This window comes from Actinopolymorpha pittospori, assembly GCF_014873875.1.
Classification (GTDB): Bacteria; Actinomycetota; Actinomycetes; order Propionibacteriales; family Actinopolymorphaceae; genus Actinopolymorpha; species Actinopolymorpha pittospori.
In genome coordinates, this window is sequence record NZ_JADBEM010000001.1 from 570,647 (window position 1) to 591,286 (window position 20,640).

At 65.0% G+C, this 20,640-nt stretch carries 10 protein-coding genes; 4 read left to right on the forward strand and 6 right to left on the reverse strand.

Annotated elements, in window-relative coordinates:
* Nucleotide 1 precedes the first annotated feature (1 nt).
* The 6 genes from HEB94_RS02625 to HEB94_RS02650 all read right to left on the reverse strand — a co-directional run bounded on the left by HEB94_RS02625 (nucleotide 2) and on the right by HEB94_RS02650 (nucleotide 8,232).
* Complete coding sequence (locus HEB94_RS02625) at nucleotides 2-4,921, reverse strand: AAA domain-containing protein (protein WP_192748467.1); 4,920 nt, start codon at nucleotides 4,919-4,921, stop codon at nucleotides 2-4.
* On the reverse strand, nucleotides 4,918-5,325 hold the full coding sequence (locus HEB94_RS02630; protein WP_192748468.1) for a hypothetical protein: 408 nt from the start codon (nucleotides 5,323-5,325) through the stop codon (nucleotides 4,918-4,920). The genes HEB94_RS02625 and HEB94_RS02630 overlap by 4 nt, the downstream gene beginning before the upstream one ends.
* Entirely contained in the window at nucleotides 5,322-6,044 is a 723-nt protein-coding gene (locus HEB94_RS02635; protein WP_192748469.1) for a hypothetical protein, read from the reverse strand. Before HEB94_RS02635 ends, HEB94_RS02630 begins: the two co-directional genes overlap by 4 nt.
* A gap of 75 nt (nucleotides 6,045-6,119) precedes the next feature.
* Nucleotides 6,120-6,614 carry a hypothetical protein gene (locus HEB94_RS02640; protein WP_192748470.1) on the reverse strand — a complete coding sequence of 165 codons (495 nt, stop codon included), beginning with the start codon at nucleotides 6,612-6,614 and terminating at the stop codon, nucleotides 6,120-6,122.
* Between the two features lie 625 nt (nucleotides 6,615-7,239).
* Complete coding sequence (locus tag HEB94_RS02645; protein WP_192748471.1) at nucleotides 7,240-7,722, reverse strand: bifunctional DNA primase/polymerase; 483 nt, start codon at nucleotides 7,720-7,722, stop codon at nucleotides 7,240-7,242.
* Between the two features lie 288 nt (nucleotides 7,723-8,010).
* Nucleotides 8,011-8,232: a hypothetical protein gene (locus HEB94_RS02650; RefSeq protein ID WP_192748472.1), complete on the reverse strand. Its 222-nt coding sequence runs from the start codon at nucleotides 8,230-8,232 to the stop codon at nucleotides 8,011-8,013.
* A gap of 591 nt (nucleotides 8,233-8,823) precedes the next feature.
* Between HEB94_RS02650 and HEB94_RS02655 the strand changes: the two genes are divergently transcribed.
* Genes HEB94_RS02655 through HEB94_RS53290 form a run of 4 tightly spaced genes read left to right on the forward strand, consistent with a single transcriptional unit; the run spans nucleotide 8,824 to nucleotide 20,601 of the window.
* A complete protein-coding gene (locus tag HEB94_RS02655; RefSeq protein ID WP_192748473.1) occupies nucleotides 8,824-10,386 on the forward strand; it encodes a 3'-5' exonuclease in 1,563 nt (520 codons plus the stop codon).
* Complete coding sequence (locus HEB94_RS02660) at nucleotides 10,386-14,171, forward strand: protein kinase domain-containing protein (protein ID WP_192748474.1); 3,786 nt, start codon at nucleotides 10,386-10,388, stop codon at nucleotides 14,169-14,171. The genes HEB94_RS02655 and HEB94_RS02660 overlap by 1 nt, the downstream gene beginning before the upstream one ends.
* Nucleotides 14,171-15,784: a methylation-associated defense system protein MAD7 family protein gene (locus tag HEB94_RS02665; RefSeq protein WP_192748475.1), complete on the forward strand. Its 1,614-nt coding sequence runs from the start codon at nucleotides 14,171-14,173 to the stop codon at nucleotides 15,782-15,784. The genes HEB94_RS02660 and HEB94_RS02665 overlap by 1 nt, the downstream gene beginning before the upstream one ends.
* Entirely contained in the window at nucleotides 15,781-20,601 is a 4,821-nt protein-coding gene (locus HEB94_RS53290; protein WP_192748476.1) for a helicase HerA domain-containing protein, read from the forward strand. Before HEB94_RS02665 ends, HEB94_RS53290 begins: the two co-directional genes overlap by 4 nt.
* Nucleotides 20,602-20,640: the final 39 nt, after the last annotated feature.

A 20,640-nucleotide genomic window follows, 5' to 3' on the forward strand; every position in this document is an offset into this window, starting at 1 on the left:
CTCAGCGGCGGCGCATGTGGCGCAGCGCCGCACGCAGTAGGCCTTCTACCTGGTCACGTGGACTCCGACTGGCGAGGATGTCGGTGGCGGCGGCCACGAGGTCATCCTCGGAGCGCGACAACCCGTCGGCGGCGACCCAGCGCAACAGCGCCTGGAGTTCAGCCCGGTTGTATCCCGTGACTGCGCGTCCCGGGCGGAGCGGCGGTCCCGCCTGCCTCACCTCTTCCAGGTCCGGGTCGTCGGGAATGGCAGGCTCCGTCGTGTCCGGCGCGACGGGTGGAGGCGACGCGGGATCCGTGTCGGTTGCAGTGCGGAGGCCGTTCTGACCCGTGGGCGCGTTGGCTCGAGCACCGGTACTCAACGATTCGTCGTCGAGTCCGTCCTCACCGTCCTCTTCGGGCAGGTCCACCGCGGACCAAGTGGTCGCCGTCGCGTCAGCCTGCGACTCGCCCACCTCGCCCGGGCGAATCCCCCGCCGGTCGAGTTCATCCCACAGCGAGGTGAGCGCGATGTCGGGGTCGAAGTAGAACTCGCTCTCCCGTACCCGCCAGAACCTCCAGCCGGCCCGCTTCAGCTCCCGCTCCCGGTCGAAGTCGTTCTCTCGGTCCTCCGGGGTGGAGTGCCAGAAGTCACCGTCGCACTCGACCGCGAGCCGGCCGTTCGCACCCGTGACGACGAGGTCGATACGGCGTCCGTTGACCTCCACCTGCGGAACGACGTGGTAGCCGCGCTCGCGGATCTTCAGGAACACGCGCTGCTCGAAGAGCGACTCGAACGGCGGCACCAGCGTGTTGGCAGTGACGTGGTCGAAGGCGTCGTCGGCGAAGGGCGTCGGCGGGTTGAGCACGTACGTCAGCAACGATCGGCGCAGGTCGGTCGGTGAGAGCAGGTCTGGGCTGACCGAGTGGAACAGCCACATCTGGTCTCGGGCTCGGGAGGCTGCGACGTTGAATCGTCGTTGCAGTTCGAGGCGTGTGAGCGCGCCGCGACGCTCGGCGATCACCATGGACAGGAAGATCACGTCGCGTTCGTCGCCCTGGAAGTCGGGTGGGGTTCCGATGCGGAGCTTTCGCTGGTCCCAGTCGCTGGTGTCCATCCTCTCCAGCAACTTGTTGTGGATCAGCTGGACCTGCCCGCTTCCCTGCAGGACGACGACGCCGAAGGTCTTCCCCTGGTAGGCAGGATCGGCGGAGCACGCGAGAATCTGGGTGACGATCGCCTCCGCCTCGACCTCGTTGCGCAGCCGCGTGCCCGTCCCGTCGGTCGTGGCACCGTGGACCTGCACGGCCCGCAGCGGCGGTAGTCGGTCAGCTCCGAACTGACGCAGCGGCACCAACGGCTCGTCCGGGTAAAACTGCCGGGAGGAGTACTCGATGATCTCGGGCATGCAGCGGAAGTGCTCGCGCAGCCGGATGACCGAGCCGAACCTGGTGCCGAGAATGTCGAAGAGACTTGAGTTGGGTGTGAAGGCATCCCGAAGGTAGCCGGGAACGTCGGGGAGGTAGGTCGCTAGTTTCTCGAAGAGCGGTTCGAGTTCTCCGTGGCTGACCGCGGAGGGTGCGCACTGCTTGTCGTCGCCGACCACGATCACCCGTGGGGCGAGCCAGAGCAGGAACAGCGCCTCGATGCTCGCCTGGCTGGCCTCGTCGACGATCACCACGTCGAAGGAGTCACGGTCGGCTGGGACCGTCTCGAGGACCTGCCGGAGCGGCATGATCCAGGCTGGTACGGCGGGGATCGCCTCGGTCATGGCTTCGCGGGCGCGTCCCTCATACCTGCTTGCGTAGCGGCCGGTGCCTGCTCCTCGCTTCCCCATATGACCCTGGTACGCGCGTAATGCCTGGGCCTGGTGAGCGGTCATCCGAGACATACAGGCGCCCCATGCCTGCCGGGCGGCGAGTTCTCCGGAGGCTTTCAGAACTCGCTCCGCTGCTCCCTCGAGTTCCGCGTCGAGCTGCCGCTCCAGCCCAGGCTGGCGCTGGGCCGCGAAGAACGTCTCCGCCTTGCCCCAGGCCCATGCCTGCTCCCAGGTTCCGAGGCGGCGCTGCCAGACATCGTCACCACACGTACGGCCGATCAGTGTGGCGAGCGCGGGGTGCGTCGCTCGAACGCGATCGCGGAGCTCGTCACAGCGGGCTTGTTCCCGGAGCTCGAGGTGGGCGGATGCCAGGCCGCGGAGGCACTGCTCGTACCTGCCGGCATCGCGACCGCCGACAGCGGTGGCTGCCTCGCGCAGTTCGGGTGGCGCCTGCCCCTTGCGGATCTCCAGGTCCAGGCTGCTCCGCAAGGTGTCGAGTCGTCCGGTCGCCCGGTCGGCTTCGACGCGCAGTCGGACGGCGTGCAGCGACGACGCGTACGCGAACCACTGGGCGGGGGTGGACAGCTGGAGTCGTACGGCCTCGGCTGCCAACAGGTCCCGGGTCTTTCCAACTGCGGCCCAGACCTCCCGGACCCGCGCCAACCGGTCGTAACAGTCGCCGAACTGTGCGACGGTCAGCGGCAAGGGTTGGTCGGACGGAATCTCTACTCCCACAAGCCGCCAGCCCCGGTTCAACTCGGCGCATGCCGCGCGACCTTCGAGTTCCGCGATGACGACGGCGAGCAGTTCCGCGGACGACGGGGAGACCCCGTCGACGAGTGCCTCCGCCAGCAGGGGTTCGGCCTGGCGCTGGACGGCGGGCTTGAAGGGGCTTCGCTTCAGCTTGCCGCCTCCGACGAAGTAGTCGTGCAGCCGGCGGGCCGCCTCCAGTTGGGCGGCCTCACTGCATTGCCCCGAGGGTTGGAACGTCGGGAGCGTGACGCGCCGCAGGCCGACCATCTGCAGCGCGGAGCGGGCTTCACCGGCCCGGGTTTCGTATGCGGTGAGCTGGTCCCAGATCAGGGTGTCCCGTCGGGCGAGCCCGTCACCGATCGCCCGGACTGCCCAGTCGCTGTTCTCCCACGCTTGCGGGTCGGCGGGCAGAGCGAGGCGCTCGACCGCGGCGGCGACGGACTCCGCTGCGGCTTCAAGGTGCTCCAGCGCCTCGGGCCGGCAGCCTGCCAGCTGGGCGGATAGTTCTGTCCGAGCCTCTCGGGCGAGGTTCGAGGCGGCCGCCTCGGCCACGATGAGCGCCCGGACCTGCTCGGCGAAGGGAAGAGCTGACACTTCCGGGATGAGCTGGGACGTCCGGGCTTTGCGCTCCGGTGTCTCTGCGGCGAGCAGAGTGAGCAGTTCGGACGCCTCGCCGCCGTTGATCGGCGGGGTTCCGGCGGCGACGTCTGGTAGCGGTACCGGCATCCAGCCGCAGTCGGGCTCGTGCCGCTTGAGCCGTTCGGCGATGTCGGCGAGTCTGCCGCGGTAACCCGGGGCCACCTCACCGTGCTGGTAGGTCTCCGTCTCCCGTAGGGCACGGATCCGGTCGATGAGGGCGGCCTCGGTGCTACGGGCGTCGCGTCGCCGCTCGCGACGTTTCACGAGGTCCTGTTCGAGGAGTTCCGGTGAGAATCCGGCGAACCTGCTGGACAGCGTCTTCACGCTACCTTCGAGTTCGGTGGACCCGCCGCGCCCGAGGTCGGTCATCGAGACACATAGCTGCGCGATCTCCGCGGGAAGCTTCTCCCGGAGAACCCGCAGTGCCTGCGCCTTCTGACTGGTGACCAGGACGCGCTGCCCCTGGGCGAGGAGGGCGGCGATCAGGTTGGCGATCGTGTGGGTCTTGCCCGTGCCCGGCGGCCCCTGCACGACGACGCCGTTGTCGCCGCGGAGCCGGGTCATGATCTGCCGCTGCTCAGGGTTGGCGGGCAGCGGGAAGAGTGGATCGGCGCCGAGCGAGGACCCGGGCGTGGCCCCCTGTTCCTCGAGGAACTCCAACCGTTCCCCGGCTTCCAGCGACGTGACGAGTTGCGCGAGTCCCAGGGGCGCCGCCGCGTCCGGGCCGGACAATGCCGCGAGCATCCGGTCGTAGTAGTCGATCAGCGAGGCCCGGTCGCGCGTGCGAAGCACCAGGGCCGGCGCCGTCCGAACTTCGGCGACCGCGGCGGCCTGACCAGACTCCCACTCGTCGCGATAGACCACGCCGTGCTCGAGCGCCCGGTCACACCACTCCTTCAGCACGGACACCACCGAGTCCTGCAGTCCTACGCCCTCGCCACCGCGCACGCGCTCGCGGAGTCGGTTGGTGCGGGCCGCCTCGAATCCGGTCAGGCCGTCGAGCAGCTCACGGTCCTGTAGCCGGGCCACTCCCGCCTCGAGCAGGACGTCGATGCGCTGCGTCTCGGCGTCGAGGAGGACCTCGGCGCGGGTGCCGAGCAGGTGGTTGCGGATGCGGGTGGCGTTGGGCGCGGTCCAGGTCAGCAGTCCTGTGGCGAGGACGACCTCGTACTCGTCCTCCCGCTGGGCCAACAGGTTCGCCAGTCCGTGCAGGTTGCGATACCACCGTCGCTGGTTGAGGATCACTCGTTCCCTGGTCGCCCAGGCCTGCCACTCGAGCTCCCAGAAGTCGTAGGCCTGGCGAATCTCCGGGACTTCGTCGAGACTTCGGGTCTCGATCCGCTTCGAGCGGTGCCCGTACTGGTCGACGTCGATCACCTCGACCGGTCCCGACTGTCTCAACTGCGGCGCGTCGAGCTCCGCGTCCGATGTCTCGTGCCGATCGACCCACCCCTGCAACCTCTCCGGCAGGTCCGGAGGGGGTTCGGAGATCGGCGAGTCGAACGACAACACCACCTCACCGGCCGCGGCCTCTGGGTTCCCCACGACCTGATCCGGCAGGTCGGCCAGCCAGTGCACCTGCTCGTACCTGGTGACGTCCCGAACCTGTTCGCGGCGCGCGGTGGCCAGTTCGCGGAGGAAGTCGACCAGCCTGGCCGTGGTGTCGATCAACTTCGGGTCACGGGCGCGAGAGCCGAACGCGGCCACGCCGCCTCCTTGCTGCTTGCTCATGGCTTCTCCGAAGCGTGAGATGTGGCGTCGGCGTAGGAGCAGAGCGCCTCGACGTGGGCGATCAGCTGGCGTACCTCACCGACTGTCGGTGTGAGCTCGAAGGCGTGGTGGTGGCAGGCGCCGCTGAGGCCGGCCCAGGCCGACTCGGCCAGGTCCGCGAGTTCGTCCGCGCGGTCGCGGTCGAGGAGGAACCGGATGCTGATCAGACGGGACCGCATCGTGGCGCGCTGGAGGTTCGCTCCGGCTCCCGCACACAGGGTCTGCACCGTCTCCTCCAGGGCCTGCCTGGCCAGCAGCGCCGCGGCTCGGGTCGCCCTGCCCTTCGGCATCACTGTGCCACCGGCCAACACCGCGCGCGCGTGGTCGAGGAGTCCTCCAGCGGGTGCGGCGGTGAGCGCGGTCATAGCGCACCTGCCTGGAGCTCCTTAACCAAGCGCTCGACGTGTCGAACGGCGGTCAGCGGATCGTGACGGAGGCCGGCGTGCACGCCCGTTCCGATCACCTTCCGAGCTTCCTCGCGCCACCCGCGCGCCTCGAACCAACCCTTCAGGTCGGCCTTCCGGTCGTCGCGGAGTGCGAGCGCGATCCGCCGGTACGGCGTCGTGGCCGCGTTCCAGGCGGCTTCGATGTCCTGACGGCTTGCACCGTCCCCGATCCGTCGTCCCCAGAGGAGGTCCCGCGCGGCGGCCTCGACCGCCATCCGGCACAGAACTGGCAGCACGCGATCCCGCACGTCGCCCGGCACGTCCGGGTCCTTGATCAGTGCGAACGCGTCATCGAGGTACCGGCCGGCCGGATCGACGGACGACGTGATCGCCACCTGGGACTTCTCACCACGGACGACCTCGAAGATCTGCGCACCCTTCACCTTCCTGCGACCAGCCTCCGGCAGACGATCGTCGTGGGACATGACGATGACCTGGCGGTCCTGAGCAAGGCCCGCCAGGACGTCGACGAAGCCGTCGACCTTCGCCGGGTCCATCGCCTGGATCGGATTGTCGAGCAGGATGAACTGGAACGGGCTGGTGTCGGCGGTAGCGCGCGGCAAGAACAACGCCAGCGCGAGCGCGTGCAGCTCGCCCTGACTCATGACTCCCAGCGCCCTGGTCTCAGCACCGTCCACCTCAGCCAACACCTTCACCCGCCGCCTCGTGGTGCTGCCGTCCAACTGGATGGCGCCGAGGTCAACGTTGCTCTCCTACTTCAACGCACCCCAGATCGAGCGCGCATCGTCTGCCAGTGGTTCCAACGCCTGGTTGTGCAGGACGGTTGCGTTCCTCTTCACGAACTCGCTGGCGGCCTTGGCGATCTTCAGGCTCGGCTCCATCCGGCGTACCTCACGCTCCTGCTCCACCCACAGCGCCAGCCGGACGGCCAGCGGCGCCCAGGCGTCCTGCCGGCCGGCGAGGACTGTCTCCGCCTCCTGCCGCAGCGCCGTCATCGCCGTCGCCACCTGGTCGTACCTCGTCGCCAGGTGGTCGGCGAGCGCCGTGTCGCCCTGCGGAAGCCGCGACCACCGCTCGAGGGCAGCCTGCGCGGCCGGCAGGGTGGCGAGCGTGAACGGCCCCTGGTAGCTCAGCGTCGGCACCCGGCGAGCCAGCTCCTCGGCCGCCGACCGTGCGATCCTCAGTCGCTCAGCACGGTCCCGGTGCTCCCGAAGGCGCTCGTCCTCATCGGCCAGTTCGGCCTCCACCCGCCTACGCCAGACCCTGTCGAGGTCGCCTACCCCCTCAGACAGGAGGTGGGCAGACACGTCGGAAGGAACCCCGGACGCTAGGAGAGACAACGCCATAGCCTCGCCATCTGCGACCACGTGCTACAGACCGGGCTGCACGGCATCTACTCCGCCGATGGCACCTGGAGCGCAGCCGCCACCGACCAACTACTCGCGGCGACGGGCTACGAGGTCGATGCCCGTGTCTGGGCGGCCGTCTCGTCCGTGCCACCCGGATCAGAGCCATACGTCGGTGAACCTAGCCGTCCACTCCGGGTCGGTACGCAGATAGCTCGCGATGCGTTGAGTAAACTCGTCCCCTATCACGCTCGTCGAGCGCGCTAGTTCGGAGTTCATCGAGCAGGTCGTCGATCGTCACCGTAGCCACCCTCATATTCTGCTGAAGGGCTCCCCATCACGCCCCGGGAGTCACCGTCCCAGCGGAGTGGATAGCCCGAACCCTCCGTAGCCGGCACCAGGCCCTGGGGGATCACGAAGCCCTGCTACTCCGCTACAAATGGCCAAGGGCGGGCCGCTCTGCGAGCCAGTCGGGCAGACGCAGGACTGGCGCATCGTGGACGACCTCGTAGGTTCGCCTGTCCACCTAGCTGCCGGCAGCGACGACGTAGCCGCCGCCGCGGGTGTCGACGTGCCACCCTAGCCTGCCTGCACTGTTGCCCATCGTCTCGCCCGATGAGGGTGTCGTGAAGTACAGATGTAGGCCTCCACGCCCGGTCTGCACGGTGTAGGTGTCGACGGGTAGGGGCTGGCCAGCGCGGGCGGCGAGTTCGGCGAGCAAGTCGGCGCCGTTGGTGATCCCGGGCAGCACCCACTCCTGTGGCGGTGCGTCTCCGGGATTGGGGGTGTCGAGGTCGACGACCACCAGGCTGGAGCGTCCGCAGGCTATGCCGATGTTATAGGCGGCGTGGTTCCAGCAGCGTCTGATCCGCTCGGGGTCGGTGGTAGCCCGGCCTTCCCAGTCCGACGCAAGGGCTGGGCGCTCCTGGCACTGGCACGACGCACGCCCCGAAAACCCGAGCGCGGTTCCGGTCACGTTCGCCCCACTCGTCCAGGTGCCCTGAGGCATCGCCGCCGCCTGACATACCGAGCACTCACCTGGGACTGAGTGTGACAACCATCCGACCAGCGACCGCACAGCTGCACGGCTCCCAGTCGCAGTCGCAGTCCCGGCCGGGCACGGCGCCGTCCGGGGCCCTCGAGTACGCGGTCGAGCTCAGGCCAACTGCCTTCCATCCAATGGCGCGGCTGAAGTGGACGCCCCCGAAAACAGCCGAATCGGTCGACCCACGCGCGTTGATCGACCGAAAGCGCGCGGAGGCGCTCAGCGGCGCGTGGCAATCGCCTTCGACCCCGACTAGGACGATGCTGAGATCCTGCGCATCGTTACCATCGCGCTGCGGACCGTCGCGATTGCCGCTGCCGTCTGCGGCGAGGCTGAGATCGACACGGCCGAGGAGAAGATCGCGGAGGCGATCACGCAGCTCGACAAGATCGACACGATCAAGTAGGCCGCGGGCTCGATCCACGAGGGTGCGCTGAAGGTCGAGGGCGAATGCACCGCTATCTGCACCGGCATGCGATGACTGCTCGACCAGGCCCTCGGCGCCCTCGCTGGCAGCCAGACCGCGAACGGCGGTGGACTCGCGCGAGATCGACTGGGCCGCCTGACGGGCGCGGGGGGATGACCTCAGCCAGACACCCCCTACTTTGAGGACCCGGCTGGCCGGAGACGGTTGGCCAGCCGGAACGGAGAGGTGTGCGGTCATCGCCTCCAGAGCGGACTATCGAACGATCGCCGAGTGTCCGCAGAGAGCGGGGGCGACCGTGCTCGCTCATCGAAGGTGCTTCTGGACAGACTGTGCATGTTCGATACCATCTGGTCATCGCACGTGTGAGATCGGTTCCGTCGAGCCGCTGGGCTCGGCAGGTCTTGGGGGTCCAAATGCGCGCGGACGGCGTCCGTCTACCCGTTTCGACATCTTTGACGGCGTTGGTACTTGGCTGCCCTACTCGCTGGTGCTCCATCAGGCCGGCCCTGACGGTCGCTCCGGCGACGCACAACGGTCGACTCTGTAGCACTGATGCGCCCGAGACGACCCTGTATTCGTCAGTCATGTCCTCCCAACGTCGCTACCCGGAAATCGCTTGGTAGGGGAAGGCTCTGCAGATGGGCACCGTCAATGTGGCGGATGTGAAAGACACTGTCACGCGGCACCTCTCGGAGGCTGGGTTCGCGGTGTTCACGCCCGAATCGGACGGCCTGCCATCTCTCGTCGCGGCGCATCCGACGCACGGGCTGATCGCGATCGACCTGGTGGACAAGCCCGGCGATGCGACTGTTGAGCTCAACCGCAAGGTCTCAAGACTGCGCAACGACGTTCCCGAGGTCGATCGCGTCCGAACGCGACGCCTCCTAATCGCCAGCGACCTGAAAACGTCCGATGGCCAGTCCTTCACGACCGCTGACGCCGTTGCGGGGACATTTCTGCCCGACCTGCCGGCGAGGCCGATGGAACAAGCCACCATCGACGCGCTGGCAGCGTTCTTCGCACCGCGACTGAGTATCGAGGTTCCTCGACGGACACCGATGACGGATGACGCCGCTAGCGAAAGAGCTAAGCACCGCCTCCTGCTCGATGCCACGCAGAGCGCGATCGCCCGCAGAGACGTCGACGATGTTCTTGTTATTTCCGGTCCGCCTGGTAGCGGCAAAACCCTGGTGCTCGCAGCGAGAGCCAAGTGGCTGGCTGCCCAGCATCCCGATTGGCTGATTGTGCTGCTGTGCTACAACCGATTGCTCGTACCTTACCTAGAATCGTTGGTGTGGGGTCACGCCAACATCTCGGTTTACACGTTCGGAAGGTTCACCGCGCGACTCGGAGTCCGCGTCTCGCTTGACAACGAAGAGTGGGCTGAGAGCAACGTGACGCGCGCCCTCAAGGACATCGAACCGACATATGACGCCCTCTTGATCGATGAGTGGCAAGACTTCATGAACCCGTGGACCCGGCTAGCACTCGCCACGATCAAGCCTAGGCGCGGTGGGGTGACACTTGCCGGGGATCCCATACAAGCGTTGTACCGCGATGGTGACGGGCAATCGGCGCTGGCAGGTCGCAAAGTCGAAACCGCGGCCCTGGCGCGCCCCTACCGATCCACACGCCAGATCCTGGATGTAACCTCCGCTCTCGACGAAACGATGGACGTTCGCGGGCGCACCGCTGCGTTCGAGGGTGAGCCGGTCGACTTGGTCTGGGCGGAGAACACATCGGCAATCGCATCCGCGGTCGCGCGCGACGTACAGCTACTGCTCGCGAACAACGAACGCAAGCCGCAAGATATCGGTGTGCTCGTCACTCGCAAATGGGACATGGGTACAGTCGTCGCCGCACTGAAGAACGCGAAGGTGCCGGTCAAGCCGGTCTATCCCAACAAGGTCGACGAGTTCGACCTCGCAGATCCCTGTATCAAGGTCATGACCGTTCACTCCGCCAAGGGGTACGAGTTCGAGGTGGTATTCCTGGTCGGCATGGAACGCCTCGCTAACCCAGACGGGAGTGAACGCGCTGAGCGGGAAGGGCGCGCCGGTTATGTTGGGGCGACGCGTGCCAAGGACCAGCTCGTGTTGACGTATTCGAAGGAGAACGTCTACCTCGACCGGATCCGCGCGCTACCAGCAGAACTCGTCCGGCAGTGGGTCTGGCCCGACGACTATCCCGAGGTGGGGTGATGGCGAACCTGCGAGTAAAGGGTGAGTACGTCGGTCCTGGGGAGCAGCGGACCGCTGAATATCTCGAGGCCAACCTGCCCGACGACTGGTTCATCTTCGCCGGCCGCAAACTGCCAGGACCCAATCGCGACGACGCCGACCTTATTGTGGTCGGTAGGTCCCTCGTCTTCGTGATCGAGGAGAAGGCGTGGGGCCCGACCGTGGTCGTCGACGACAACAACTGGTACGTCCGCGACGATCCCAGACCAAACCCGCTCAACCGCGTCAGCCAGGTTGCACGCATCGTCGCCAGCACACTGCGTGAGCGGGCCAAGGGATACGCGAATCTCGGTCCGGCTCACCGCGTACTGCCAGCCGTGGTGCTCAGCCACCCGAAACTCCAAGTACTCCGCGGGCATAATCATGACGACCGCGAACGCATCTGGCCGCTGGGCGATGCGCCCGCGGCCCTCGAGGCACTCGATGAGGGATTCCATGGGGCATCCCTCGGTGTCGCTCGCGTCCCCGTCGTCACCTATCTTGACGACCTCCCCAAGCCAGCGGGGAAGCCAAAACTAGGCGGCTACACGATCGAATCCCGCCTCGCCAGCCCGGGGCAGGAGCAGGCATGGCTCGCCACCGATTCGACCGGAGAGGCTGTCATCCTGAAGTGCTACCCCACGACGGTGCTCGCCGCCCAGGGTGACCCCCAGGACTTCATGCGCCGCGAATACGCCGCGGTCAATCGCGTCGCTGATCTCGGTCGCACATGGCGCGCGTACCCGCCGTTCTCTGACGATGCGGGCGAACTCTTCGTTGTGCCCGTTGTCCCGCCTAGGGGTGGCAGTACCCTTCACGCTTCGGTAGAGGACGGGGTGCCCGAGCGAGCGGGTGGCAAGCTCGACGACGACCTTGCACGCGCCATCACGGTCGACGCATTCCGCGCGCTCCAGGACATCCACGATGCAGGCCTTGTCCACCGCGCGCTCCATCCGAAACGAGTCTGGCTCCATCAGAAAAGACGGGTGATGTTCAGCGACCTGAACCTAGCCCGGATCGAGGACGACGTGTCGATCGCCCTCTGGGCCACTGACGGGGATATGAGCGAAGACTTCCGTGCGCCCGAGTGCGCATCAAGCCTTGCGTTGGCAACCACGAAGTCGGACGTGTACAGCCTCGCGCTCTGCCTCGGCTATTGGTTGCTGGGCAAGGACGTGACCGAGTCCGCTCACGACGTCATCGCGGCCGAATTGCAGTCTGCATATCCCTGGGCGCAACCGCTTATGACGGCGCTTGCGCCGTCGGCCGCCGACCGCCCGATGGCGGGCGCGGTCGCTGAAAAGTTGCAACCTCCACCTCCGGAGCCCGAACCCGTCCCTGCCACGCCGGTCGGCAGATTCGAAGTAGGAGGGCTGATCGCAGACCGCTACGAGATCGTCCGCAAACTGGGACGTGGCGGCTTTGCGACGTCGTGGAAGGTCTACGACCGGCAGCGCGAGCTACCACTGGTGCTCAAGCAGATCCACCAGAATCTTCCCGAGGACGTACGCGCCGAGTTCCAAGCAGCGCACGCTCTTCACTACGACTACTGTGGAAGCGTCTACGACATGCACGTGACACGGCCTCCGCACTATCTCGTGTCCGAGTACGTTGAAGGCGAGAGCCTGGCCGAGGAAGGCAGGGCATTCAGCGTCAACGAGCTGCGCGACATTGCTGTGTGCGTGCTGAAGGCTCTCGACTACATTCACAGCCGGGACCTAGTCCACGGCGACGTAACCCCTTCGAACGTCATCGCTGCTCCCGACGGGACCAGCGCGAAGCTGATCGACTTCGGGCTCATGGTGCGCACGGGAAACGTACCCGCCGGAGGCACTCCGAAGTACGCAGCCCCTGAAGTGCGCGACGGAAAACCGGCAACCACGGCGAGCGACCTGTTCGGATTCGGGGCGACAATGGCCTACGCCATGCTCGGCCGAACGGTCAGCTCGCTGGCCTCAGGCACCTACGAGGTGATCGCGCCAACCCGCGCCGAAGAGGAGGCGTGGGGCCCCGAGGGCGCACAGCTACTCCGGACCTGCCTGACAGCCGTGGCGATCGCGCCTCGAGACCGACCTTCCTCGGCGGGAGAGCTGCTTGAACTCGTGCGAAGCACTCGCTCAGCCCCCGGTCCGGATGACGCGCACGGAGAAGAACTCGAATATCAGGTCAATCCCAATGTCGGATCGATCAGGCGGCTGTACCGTGCCAGCGCGGCCGGCAATGCCGGCAACCGAGGGCTCGACGACGAGTTCGCTGCAGAGACCTATGTCCCCACACGACTTGACACGAACCTCCTTCCCAGGGTGCTGGCAGGGGAACTCGATGTGGTGCTCCTCAGCGGAAATCCCGGTGATGGCAAGACATCCCTTCTCGTCCAGCTCGGCGAGAGGCTCAAAGAGCGCGGGGCGCAGGTGCTTCACACCGACGACGCCGGGTGGCGCCTCAAGCTCAGCGACCGCACCTTCTACGCCGTGTTCGATGCCAGTGAAGCGCACGGCTCACTGAGCTCCGACGAACTCGTCAAGCAATCACTCGAGCCCGTCCGCACTCAGAGTGCCGGGGCGGCTACCGCGCTGATCGCGGTGAACGACGGGAGGCTGCACCAGTTCTTTGCGGATGCCGGCGAGCCTTACGAAGATTGGTGGTTCGAGATCCAGGATCAGATCGCGGGCAAGGACCCGGGTTCTTCCCGAATCGCCCTCGTCGACCTGAAGCGTCGTTCGCTTGCGGCCGTCGACAGCACCGGGTTGGCAAATCAGGCGCTCGCAGCGCTGACGCGAGACGACCTATGGGCGAAATGCAGTTCATGTGCAGCGAAGGTGGGGTGTCCCATAGTCGCCAACAGGAACACTCTCAACGGCGTGGGTGCAGAAGCTTTCGGTGAACTGATGCTGATCAGTCATCTGAGGCGTCGGCGTCGGGCGACATTCCGAGATGTACGTTCGGCAGCTGCGTGGCTCATCACCGGTGACCGTGACTGCCCGGACGTCCACCAGCTCGTCCGACAAGGCAGAAACGCCGGACTGATGTCGGATGCCTTGGCCCATGACCTAGCATTCGCTACCGGCAGCAACGACTACCTCGTCGACGAATGGAGTGACCTCGACCCCGCACTAGTACCGGACCCGCGAGTTGACCGGGTGCGCCGCGAGTCCAGTGCAGCTGAGGGTACGGGCTACCTAAAGAACGCCGAGAGTGCGGCTCGTGCGATCTACTTCGGCGAGCGCCTTGCCACCGACATTTCCCGTGTCGACGTCAGGGCCTATCGCTACCTTGCGGAATTTCTCGACATGCTGGCCGGGAAGGATACCGACCATACCCGAGATCGCCTGCTGCTCGGTATCAGCCGCCTGGTGGGCGCACACGGCTACCTCGCCAACGGCCTCGCTTTCAGTCTCGGAAGCCCTGACTCGAGCTGGGCAATCCTGCACACCATCGAAGGGGACTCCTTCACAGCACGAGTAGCCGACGCACGACACCAGTACGTCGAGACAATAGCGGACGTCTTGGTGCTCGAACACGGCGCAGGCGCGCGACTCACCCTCACCCTCGATAGCGCTGAGATCATCCTGCGCGCTGCCGACGGAGAAATTGTTAACGATCCCGCGTCCGATGCCATCCGGCAGGAGATCGACGCCTTTGTGGGGCAACTCGGCAGGCATCCATCGACGTCGGCACAAGTCGTCGACTCTTCAGGGTCTGTCACCACAGCTGCGATCGATGGCGTCGACATCAAATTCGCACTCGACGGCAAGGGAGCTTCCTGATGTTTGCCATCCCCAAGGGACTCCCCCAGAACTCGCTTGTCACCGAGAACGTCATTAACGTTGAGCTGAACGAGATCGACATCGACAGGATGGTTACCAAGATCCTCGAGAGAGCGGTCAAGCGTGGCCGTGTCTCAGGCTCGAAGGTAGACACCAAGGACTACGACGGCTACCTGTCCAAGCTCCAGAACTCCCCACATGTCAAAGGTGCCGACGGCGAACGAGGGCTCGAGATCCTGGACGGGTGGGTGCGCTCGTCGGTGCTCGTGCAGGAGACCGCGGGGCGGCGTCGAGACACTGTACAGATGGGCTACCTCCGACCACTCACAATCGCCGCATACCGCAGCGGGTTGCCGAAAAGTACATCGCGAAACCGTCGCGCGGACTCCCTCGTGTTCAAGGCCATGGCGAGGATGTTGAGTGCTCGCGGTGACGAGAACGAATCGGCCGTCATCCAACATCTGTTTCTTGAGACATTCGGGCGTGGCGTAGAGCTCGGCCCGTTCCCGTCCACTAATCCCTCCTATGACGGTGAGTCCGACGTTGACATCGACACGCTCCTCGCACTGCGCTTCATTGAACAGTTCACAGGCAACGAGGCCCACAACCGCGACCTCGGCCGGCTCGACCCGCCGGTGCCCATGGCTGTCGACCCTCTCGGTCAAAACCTCATCGACTTCCTGACCTTCTACGGGCCCCAACTTCCGGTCGGCGAGGCTTACACCCACCTGTCCGCCCTGTTGTCCCTCCGCTTGTTCCAGCTTCCCCTGGTGACCGCGCACGCTGTCCGCTCGCTCCTGAGCGGAGGCGACGAATTACCCGTGGACATCAACCCGTGCGGCCAGTACTTCGACTTCGTACGCGTACGCGGTCACGCCTCCGATGAACTCTCACGCATGTCAGTGCAGCGCGACCTGGAGGTCATGCGCACCTTCTTCGGTGACCGCCTATTGCTTCGCTCTCTCAATGATGCAGTCGCCGTACTCCCCAATCAGCCGGCCCTTGGATCCTCCGCAGAGTCGCGACTGCGCGTGTTGGCAGGAATGAAGGACGATCCCATGATGCAGATGGCGCTACAGATGCAGATCAACGCCATCGAGGCTGGACTCCACGACGGAGACGAGGGTCGCGCCTTTATCAGCGACGTGCGCTCGTCTGGAGGGCTCACCGCGGCTGACCAGCTGACCGCGATCCTCGTCGAAGGCCTGCGCAAGCGTGGTCTGGAGGGCCAAGTCAAGTGGTTTCACTCCTCCGGCGGTATCAAGAAGGCCTATGGCGTCCTACACGGAGACCTCCGGTCCCGAGCGAGCTGGCGTTACGCCATGTCGGACGAAGCCCTCGTCTCGCTACTATGCATGGTGTTCGTCGACGACAACGGCATCCGCACGACCAGCAAGTTGCCTATCCGCGACGTACTCGCACGCCTCGAGGCGCGCTTTGGCATCCTGATTGCTAACCCGCCTGCGGACCTCGACTCAGCGGACGCCCGAGCTGGAGCTGCAGCTAATCTTGCAGCGTTTACACGGCGGATGAAGCTCCTCGGCTGCTTCGAGGGTCTTTCCGATGACTTCAGCGCCCAATTCGTGACGCGTCCGCGGGAGGTCTCCAAGTGAGCGCATCAGGGGGTGAACTGCTGACCAGCAGCCTCGCAGAGCACCTGGCCTCCGTGATGACGAATGCCGACGCCGGCCACTGCGTGCGCGTCGACGATGTTAACGCGGTCCTGGCACCCCACCTCTCAGCGGCACTGGACGCTGCCCTTCCCGGTGTCGCGGTTCATGTCCTGAAGGGCGATCCGCAGGGAGGTCTGGACATCGCGGCCGAGCGCGCCATCGAGATTCGGAACCGCAAGCAGGTTCCGTGTCTTCTGATCGTGCCAGCGGGCGAGGGCAACGCCGCGAGTTCGCTCGACAACTCGTTCCAGCGTATTCCCGTGCTCGACGTCTATACCCACGTCGAGCGGCTACTCCTGGACACCATCGGCGACCAGGTCGTGCGGGATCTGGCGATCCGGAATCGCCGCTGGCTGCGGGCGCAACGGCAGGAAGCGTGGACGGAGTTTCTCGCCTATCTGTGCGTCGAACCAACTGAGATGGCGTTCGGCCGGAACCTCTGGAGGGTAGGGCTCGTACCCGATCACGGCGAGAAGCCTGGTGAGCGCGTTGAGCGAAACCGGGTCGCCGTCCAAGCCATCAGCCGGCCGTCACGTCCGGCAGCGGCGATGGACGAGCGGTTTACGGTTGCCGGACTCCAAGAAGGTTCGTGGCGCGGTAGGCTCCGCCGATATTGCGAACAGCGGGGGGCCCAGCTCGCGAATCCTCGCCTGTGGGCTCAGGACATCGCGGAGAATCATCCCGACCTTACGTTCGACAAATGGCCACTCGTCGAGAATGTCGCCGAGGACATCGATGAACTCGAGGTCACGCCTTTCACGAACGCGAGCGGTAAGGTCGAGGCTTGGAGCAAACTCAAGCAAGGGGCCGACGGCCAGCTAGTGCTCGAGGTACCCGATGAGGGAATCGGCTCAGTTGCCGTCAGGTGGAAGACGACGCCGCCCAAGGTCGCTGCTGTCGCCAAATGGGAAGTATCCGTTGTTCCGCCTGACGATTTGCGCACCGACGAAGCGGAAGGTCTCGCAACTGCGGTAGTTGCAGGGACCAAGAGGCAGGCAACCCTCAAGGTCGCTCTGGAAGAAAACTCGCTCGACGACGGCACCCGCTTTGTCGTCAACGTTAAGGCCATCGGTGAGCATGGCGAGTCGGTCAGCCTCAAATCCGGCGGCCCCGCAGCAGCAGACAGCCAAGAATTCCAAATCGTCGGCATCCAAGAAGTGGAGACCAAGACTCGCCGTAGCGCCGCCTCCTCCGTACCGGGGGCAGTCCTGCAGGCTGCGCTCGACGGACTCGATGACCTGACCGAGGATCTTGTCTCTTGGGACCCCAGCGGGCAGGTGTTCGCCCTCCGCCTGGGAAATCGACGCGCGGTCCAGGTGCGGATCTGCGATCCGCTGATCCGCATGCAGCGTGTCGCCACAGGAAGTCCGGACCGAGCCGTTCACTTCAAAGCACTGGGCTCCTACGGAACACCACTCGACTTCGACCGGGTTGAGGAGATCGAGCTCAACCTACCTAATGCCTTGAAACGGGCACGATTGGAGTTCTTGGGCGCCTTGGCCGCGAGACCGCACAGAGATACAGTCGAGTCCGCTGAGTGGACCGATGATCTCCGCGCTCTGGCCAGCGCCTACGCCGCGTCGTACAAGCGTGCGCTAGAACTGCCAGGCCAGCAGTTGGATGACCTGCTCCGCATGGACACCGTCTCTCTCGCCGTCCGACGCAGCAACCGACTCATCCAGTCGGTGATCGTACTTCCCACCCACCCTATACGAGCAAGCTGGGTGGCAACCCACGATCGGATCCTTCGCGACTGGGCCCAGAAGCTGACCGAGATTACGCCGCGTAGCGTCCGTGCTCGCATGGTCGATGCCGATCTCGTGAATCAGGTGGTGCCAGCGAACCTCCCGTTTACCGTCCCCACGCACGATGGCGACCTCGCGATCTACACCGAAGAGTTGAGCTTCGGCTCTGGCCTGTTCATCGTCCCCACGGATGTAGACAGTCAGGCAGCAGCAGAGTCCGTGACCTCAGTGCTCGAGTTGCCAAGGGCTGGGTCGACGATGAAGGCGTCATCGCAGATGGTCGCCGAGCGGGTCAACGCGTACGTCGCTGCTCACAATGCCGGCGGAACACTTCGCGTCCTCGCCGTGAACCCAGGTTCCGGCGAGCTCGTTGCAGGTGCTTTCCGCGAACCAGTCTCAAACGACGAGGAGCAGCCGGATCCACGCAGGCTGGAGATACTCGCGTACTCCGACAGCCCGTCCTACACACAACCCATACCCGGCCTGGCGGAGTTACAGACGGCACTGCGCAGACGCGAACTCGCTCGCAAGACGACCTACCTGACACCGCCGCTCTCGCTGAGCGTGCGACCCCTCCCAGAGCTCAAGTCCGATGAGCAGGCTGCACACCTCGCAATCGTCCAGGACATCGGTTCGCCCGCCGTCAGCTTCGGTACAGGTACCGAGAGGCGGCCCGCGTTCAACGACCTACTCGTTCCAATTGTCACAAAACCGTCCAGTCGCGAAGGTGACCTGGTTTGGGAGAGTGTCCCTGCGACAGGTCCAGCGGCTGGCGGATCCGACAACGAACTTACGGTCGTGCACCGAACCCACCAGCGGGCTGTCGCCCGGCACTTCGGGGCGCCTGAAGGTGCCGTACCAGCCGTTAGCGTCGTTTTGGATGGCGAACATCAGGCCCGCGTCAACACTGCACATGCGCGTGCGGACTGGGTCATTGGTATTGATCGCTTCATCGGCGTTGACCTCTTCGAATCAGGTGCGACGGGAGCGATCGGCGAGTCCTACATCCTCGACTACGCCCCCGACTTTGTCGAAGGCATCGGCGAGCGGCTGACAGTCACGACTGCCAACCACCGCGAAGTCGAGCTTCTCCTCCAGGATGCAATGCGCGAACTCGGCCTAGCGAATGTTGAGCACAGCGTCAAGGATGTGCTGTCGACCCTCGCGGTAGTGTCTGGGCGCCTCGCACTCCGTCTTCTGGCGAACACTAACCAAGCACGCGAAGCCGTTGCACTTGCCGCCGTCATCGCTCACCTGCGCGAGAGGGGCGATCTCGACGGCCTGATCGTAGTGCCGGTGGATGCGCATCACGAGGTCTTCGGTGTATCGGCGCGCGACGATGGAGCGGCTCGGCGCTGTGATCTTCTGCTCGTTCGCATAGGGCAGCGATCATTCAAGATCGAGTGCGTTGAGGTGAAGTCGCGGAAAGAGGCGCGGATCCCTCAGATGCTGGCAGATCACATCGTCGACCAGCTCCAGGACACCAAGCGAGTCCTCGAGTCAAGGTTCTTCGCAAGTGATCCTCCGCGAACAGACATCAAACTGCAGTTGGCCAGGCTCGCGAGCGTGCTGCACTACTATGCGGATCGATCGATCGTCCATGGAGTCATCACCGACGAGAAGGCGAGCGAAATACACCGCTACATCGAGCGAGTAATCGAGAATCAGGTGCCAGCGGAGATATCGATGCGCGGGTACGTCATTAGTCTCGACGGTGACGAGGGCTTCAAGAAGAAGTACGGTGAAATTCCGCTGACAGTGTTGACAGCAGATGACCTGGGGCGGCTCGGCTTCACGACGGTGCTGCGTCCGACGCAATCTCCCGTCCCTAAGGACAGAATCTCTCTCTCGCCCAATCCGCAACCAGCGTCAGAGCGACAGCCAGCACCAGGACCACGGCGCAAGCCCGTATCGGTATCGGAACCGCAACCGCAACCGGACCCAGTAGTGCCAGAGCCCTCGCTACCGCCAGGAACCGCACCCTCGGAGGTTGAGGTGGTGTTGGGCACAGACGGCAGTTCCTCAGACATCCTGTGGCGCGCGAGCATACAGGGCAGCCCACACGCCTTTATCATCGGCATCCCGGGGCAAGGCAAGTCGGTGACCACCCGACACATCATCAGCAGTTTCGCAGCCCAGGGGCTGCCATCACTGGTATTCGACTTCCACGGTGACATGGCAGCAGACCCGCCATCGGGCGCAACCGTGCTCAACGCCGCCGAAGGCTTGTCGTTCAGCCCGTTTGAGGCTGACGTGCGGATCGGCCGACCCATCAACACCACTGCCTGGGAGATCTCGGAAATCGTCGCGTATGTGACCAAGCTTGGCGAGATCCAACGCAATCATGTGTACGACGCGTTGCAAGCAATGTACGCAAACCACGGTTGGCATGGCATCACACCGGGTGACAGCCTTCCTGTGATCGGTGAGTTCGGGGATGCGGTCGAGGCTGCGGAAGCCAACGCACGCGGCAGAAATGCCCGGCAGCGCTTGCGGCCCATGACTGACTTCGGTCTCTTCCGCGACGACGCGGACGCCGCCTTCGATCTGCTCAACGCCTACGGCGGAGGCGTGGTGGTCGACGTCAGTCAACTGGGCCTTGAGGAGGTCCAGATGTTCGCTGCGTCGTTTATCTTGCGCAAGGTCTATCGCGAGATGTTCAAGTGGCCGCAGGACCGCACCATGAAGCTCGCAGTCGTCCTGGACGAGGCGCACCGCATGGCGAGAGACGTCACCCTGCCGAAGCTAATGAAGGAAGGTCGGAAGTATGGCGTTAGCGTCATCGTTGCGAGCCAGAATGCCGACGACTTCCACAGAGATGTCTTGGGCAACGCCGGCACGAAGATCGTGTTCCGAACCAACCATCCGGCGTCACGCGCGGTCGCTGGCTACCTGCGAGGGCGTAGCGGCGTCGACCTCAGCATTGAAATTGAGAGGTTGAACGTCGGCGTCGCCTACGTGTCGACACCGGACAATCCCCAGGCCAGACGTACCTACATGAGGGGCGTCTGAGTCCTCAACGATCATCTGGGTGTCAGTGGCCGCTCTAGC

Excerpts from the sequence above, each read along its gene's own strand:
- HEB94_RS02625 (WP_192748467.1), bottom strand. The coding sequence starts at position 4,921 with ATGAGCAAGCAGCAAGGAGGCGGCGTGGCCGCGTTCGGCTCTCGCGCC.
- HEB94_RS02665 (WP_192748475.1), top strand. The coding sequence starts at position 14,171 with ATGTTTGCCATCCCCAAGGGACTCCCCCAGAACTCGCTTGTCACCGAG.
- HEB94_RS02645 (WP_192748471.1), bottom strand. The coding sequence starts at position 7,722 with ATGCCTCAGGGCACCTGGACGAGTGGGGCGAACGTGACCGGAACCGCG.
- HEB94_RS02650 (WP_192748472.1), bottom strand. The coding sequence starts at position 8,232 with ATGCCGGTGCAGATAGCGGTGCATTCGCCCTCGACCTTCAGCGCACCC.
- HEB94_RS02660 (WP_192748474.1), top strand. The coding sequence starts at position 10,386 with ATGGCGAACCTGCGAGTAAAGGGTGAGTACGTCGGTCCTGGGGAGCAG.
- HEB94_RS02630 (WP_192748468.1), bottom strand. The coding sequence starts at position 5,325 with ATGACCGCGCTCACCGCCGCACCCGCTGGAGGACTCCTCGACCACGCG.
- HEB94_RS02655 (WP_192748473.1), top strand. The coding sequence starts at position 8,824 with ATGGGCACCGTCAATGTGGCGGATGTGAAAGACACTGTCACGCGGCAC.